Annotated in this window: 4 protein-coding genes; 1 reads left to right on the forward strand and 3 read right to left on the reverse strand. The window is 73.6% G+C overall.

Annotated features, from left to right (window positions below):
• Positions 1-1,685, forward strand: a 1,685-nt coding sequence (locus tag DMH12_RS37655) for a S41 family peptidase (RefSeq protein WP_185832771.1), incomplete at its 5' end; no start/stop codon positions are given.
• A 96-nt stretch (positions 1,686-1,781) separates the two neighbouring features.
• On the opposite strand, the gene DMH12_RS37660 is transcribed toward DMH12_RS37655, so the two are convergent.
• From DMH12_RS37660 to DMH12_RS37670, 3 genes are all read right to left on the reverse strand, one after another.
• Positions 1,782-1,967, reverse strand: a complete 186-nt coding sequence (locus DMH12_RS37660) for a hypothetical protein (RefSeq protein ID WP_125495759.1) — start codon at positions 1,965-1,967, stop codon at positions 1,782-1,784.
• An 88-nt stretch (positions 1,968-2,055) separates the two neighbouring features.
• Positions 2,056-2,949 carry an SDR family oxidoreductase gene (locus DMH12_RS37665; protein ID WP_122617505.1) on the reverse strand — a complete coding sequence of 298 codons (894 nt, stop codon included), beginning with the start codon at positions 2,947-2,949 and terminating at the stop codon, positions 2,056-2,058.
• Positions 2,946-3,848, reverse strand: a 903-nt coding sequence (locus DMH12_RS37670; protein WP_148107591.1) for an alpha/beta fold hydrolase, incomplete at its 5' end; no start/stop codon positions are given. The genes DMH12_RS37670 and DMH12_RS37665, both read right to left, overlap by 4 nt.

The raw sequence follows: 3,848 nt of genomic DNA on the forward strand, positions 1-3,848 counted from the left end.
CCCCCTTCGCCCTCAACCCCGAGGGCCGCCCCGCCGCCGGCGGTCTGGACCCCCTGGAGGACGAACCCGGCGAGGGCGGCGCCGTCACCGTCGAGGTCGAGGGCCTGGCGAGCCGGGTGACCCCCTTCCCGGTCGCCGCCTCCAAGTACTCGGCGCTGCAACCGGTCGCCGGGGGCGGCCTGGTCTGGCTGCGCTGGCCGATCTCGGGCGCGCTCGGCGAGACCTTCGCCAACCCGGCCGACCCCAGCGAGCGGCCCACCCTGGAGCACTTCGGCCTGGCCAAGGCGAAGAAGTCCGAACTGGTCGACCACCTCGACTGGTTCCGGGTCAGCGGCGACGGCACCCGCCTGGTCGTGCTCGACGAGGGCGACCTGCGCGCGGTGCCCGCCACCGAGGCCGGCGACGGCGACTCGACCACCTGGATCGACCTCCGCCGCATCCTGCACGTGGTCGACCCGCCCGCGGAGTGGCGCCAGGCCTACGACGAGGCGGGCCGCCTGATCCGCGCCTACTTCTGGGACCCCGGCATGTGCGGCATCGACTGGGACGCCGTCCTGGACCAGTACCGTCCGCTGGTCGAACGGGTCGCCACCCCGGACGAGTTCGCCGACCTGCTGCGCGAAGTGCTCGGCGAACTCGGCACCTCCCACGCCTACGTCGCCGCCGCCCGGCGCAACGAGGGCCCGGCGCACTACCAGCGCTGGCAGGGCCTGCTCGGCGCCAACTTCGTCTGCCGGGAGGGCCACTGGATGGTCAAGCGCATCCTGCCCGGCGACTCCTCCGACTCCAAGGCCCGCTCCCCGCTGGCCGGCACGGGCATCCGCGAGGGGGCCGTACTGACCCACGTGGACGGCCGCCCGGTGGACCCGGCGGCCGGCCCGTATCCGCTGCTGGCGGGGGCGGGCGGTACGACGGTGGAGCTGACCTTCTCACCGGCCGAGGGCACCGGAGGACCGTCCCGCAGGGTCGCCGTCGTACCGCTGGTCGACGAACGCCCCCTGCGCTACCAGGACTGGGTCGCCAAACGCCGCGAGGTCGTGCGCGAGTTGAGCGGCGGACGGTGCGGCTACCTGCACATCCCCGACATGGGCGGCTCCGGCTGGGCCCAGTTCAACCGCGACCTGCGCATGGAGGTCTCCCGGCCCGCGCTCATCGTGGACGTGCGCGGCAACGCCGGCGGGCACATCAGCGAACTCGTCGTCGAGAAACTGACCCGCACCATCCTGGGGTGGGACCTCACCCGCGACGCCCAGCCGGTGTCGTACGCCTCCAACGCGCCGCGCGGCCCGGTCGTCGCGGTCGCCGACGAGGCCACCTCCTCCGACGGCGACATGATCACCGCCGCGTTCAAGCTGCTGCGCATCGGCCCGGTCGTCGGGCAGCGCACCTGGGGCGGCGTGGTCGGCATGACCGGCCGGCACCGCCTCGGCGACGGCACGGTGATCACGGTGCCCATGAACGCCGCCTGGTTCGACGCGTACGGCTGGTCCGTGGAGAACTACGGCGTCGCCCCCGACGTCGAGGCGCTGCGCACCCCCCTGGACTGGGCCGAGGGCCGCTACCCGGTCCTCGACGAGGCGGTGCGGCTGGCGTTGGAACTGCTGGAGACCAACCCGCCCGCGACGCCGCCCGGTTACGCGGACGTACCGGACCGATCCCGTCCGCCGCTGCCGCCCCGGCAGTGAGAACCTGGGCCCGGCCGCCCGGACATGGCCGCCCGGACATGGGCAAGGGCGCCTCCCGTACCACGGGGGGCGCCCCTTCACCTCAGCGGCGACGGATCAGGCGTTGTCGCGGTGCTGCTCGAAGCGGTCCTCCGCTTCCCGGCGACGCGAGGACGGGTCCATCTCGTCCTCGTCGCGACGGCGGTCGCGGTTCTGGATCTGGTCCTTCGCCTGCTCGGCCCGCTGCTTGCCCTGCTGCTGCATGCGCTCGGCCTTGTCCTGGAACTGGTCCTTCATACCCATGTGGGTTCACTCCTGTGGTGATCGGGCCCGACCGCTTCGGCCGGGCGCTCGATCAGATTCACACGAGCCGTGACCCTGCGCATGTCGATCACTTACGGACCGTAGTCACACCTGACCGGCCCTGTTCGTCGGCCGCTCCGCCGGCGCCGACCAGGCCCATCCGGACCCCGTTCAGCCGGTCCCCGAACCGCCGCATCTCGCGCTGCCCGACGGTCCCCACGAGGGACGGCAGGTAGCCGCGCATTCCCTGCATGCCGCGCAGCCACCACTGCCCGTAGACGTGCGCGGAACGGCGCTCGATGCCCTCCACGAGCCGGTCGACCGCCGGGCCCAGCGGATACGTCTTGTTCGACGGCCAGGGCAGCCGCTGCCGCAACTCGCGCATGACGTCGTCCTGGTCGGCGCCGCGCACCATGTCCGTGTCGGTCCACGAGAGGTAGCCGACGCCGACCTTCACACCGCGGTGCCCGACCTCGCCGCGCAGGCTGTGCGCGTACGCCTCCACACCGGACTTGGACGCGCAGTACGCGGACATCATCGGCGCGGGCGTGATCGCGGCCAGCGAGGCTATCTGGAGCAGGTAGCCACGGCTCTCCAGCAGCGCCGGCAGGAAGGCGCGGCCCGTCACCGCCGACCCGATCAGGTTGACCTCGATCACCCGCCGCCAGGACTCCGGGTCGGAGTCGACGAAGGGACCGCCGCTGGCCACGCCCGCGTTGGCGACGACGATGTCGATCCGGCCGAAGCGTTCCTTGACCTCAGCCGCGACCCGGGCCATCGCCTCGTGGTCGGTCACGTCGGCGTGCCAGTGCTCGCTCTCGCTGTGCAGCCGGGCGGAGACCTGCTTGAGCGCGTCGGGCTCCAGCCCCACCAGCGCCACCTTCACGCCGCGCGCCGACAGCTTGCGGGCCAGCAGTTCCCCGACACCCCGCGCCGCTCCGGTGACGACGGCGACCCGCCCTTCCAGGCTCACCCTGCTCATGCGCTCTCCTCGGCGTGTACGGCACGCTCGCTGCGTGCGCTGGGTATGTGGGCGGCGGCGAGCGCCCGTATCTTCCCGGTGACCAGCTCCGGCGCCTCCACCGGCGTCATGTGGCCGAGCCCCTCCAGCTCCGTCAGGCCCACGCAGTTGGGCAGCGCGGCGGCCAGCGACCGGGCCTGCACGGGCGGGGTCAGCCGGTCGGCGCTGCCGACCACGACCTCCACCGGCATCCGCAACTCCCGCACGCCGTGGTCGAGATCGAGCAGGTCGAGCACCTGCGACCAGCCGTGCCGGACGCGGCGCGGGCAGGCGTGCACGATGCGGGCACAGGCCTCGATCATGTCCGGGCCCGAACCGGGGCCCATCGTCCCGTACCTGAGGATCCGCCTGGCGAGCGGCGTGACCGGCCCGAGCGGCGCCCGGGAGCCGAGGATCCGCCGGGTCAGCCAGGTGCGCACCCGGCCCTCCCCGAGCGGCACCACGGTGGCGGACGCCACCAGCCGCGAACTGCCCGTGCTGCACAGCAGAACGGCCGCCACGTGCTCGCGCACCGCGGACCTGGTCGCCGCGGCCATCACCGTCATCCCGCCCATCGAGTGCCCGGCCACCACCGCCCGTTCCCCCGGCGCGAGCGTCGCCTCCAGAACCGCTTCCAGGTCGTCGGCGAGCGGCTCGGTGCCGTACGCCGGGTTCGCCGGACTGCGGCCGTGGCCGCGCTGGTCGTAGGCGACGACCCGGTGGTCGGCGGCCAGTTCGCGGACCTGCGCCGCCCAGAAGGAGGTCGAGCAGCACCAGCCGTGCGCCAGCACGACCGCGGGCGCCCCCTCGGGACCGTGCACCTCCACGTGGATCCGGGCGCCGTCGGCGGCGGTGACGGTCAGTTCACGGGCGGGGACGGG

Source organism: Streptomyces sp. WAC 04229 (genome assembly GCF_003947455.1).
In the GTDB taxonomy this organism is placed as follows: domain Bacteria; phylum Actinomycetota; class Actinomycetes; order Streptomycetales; family Streptomycetaceae; genus Streptomyces.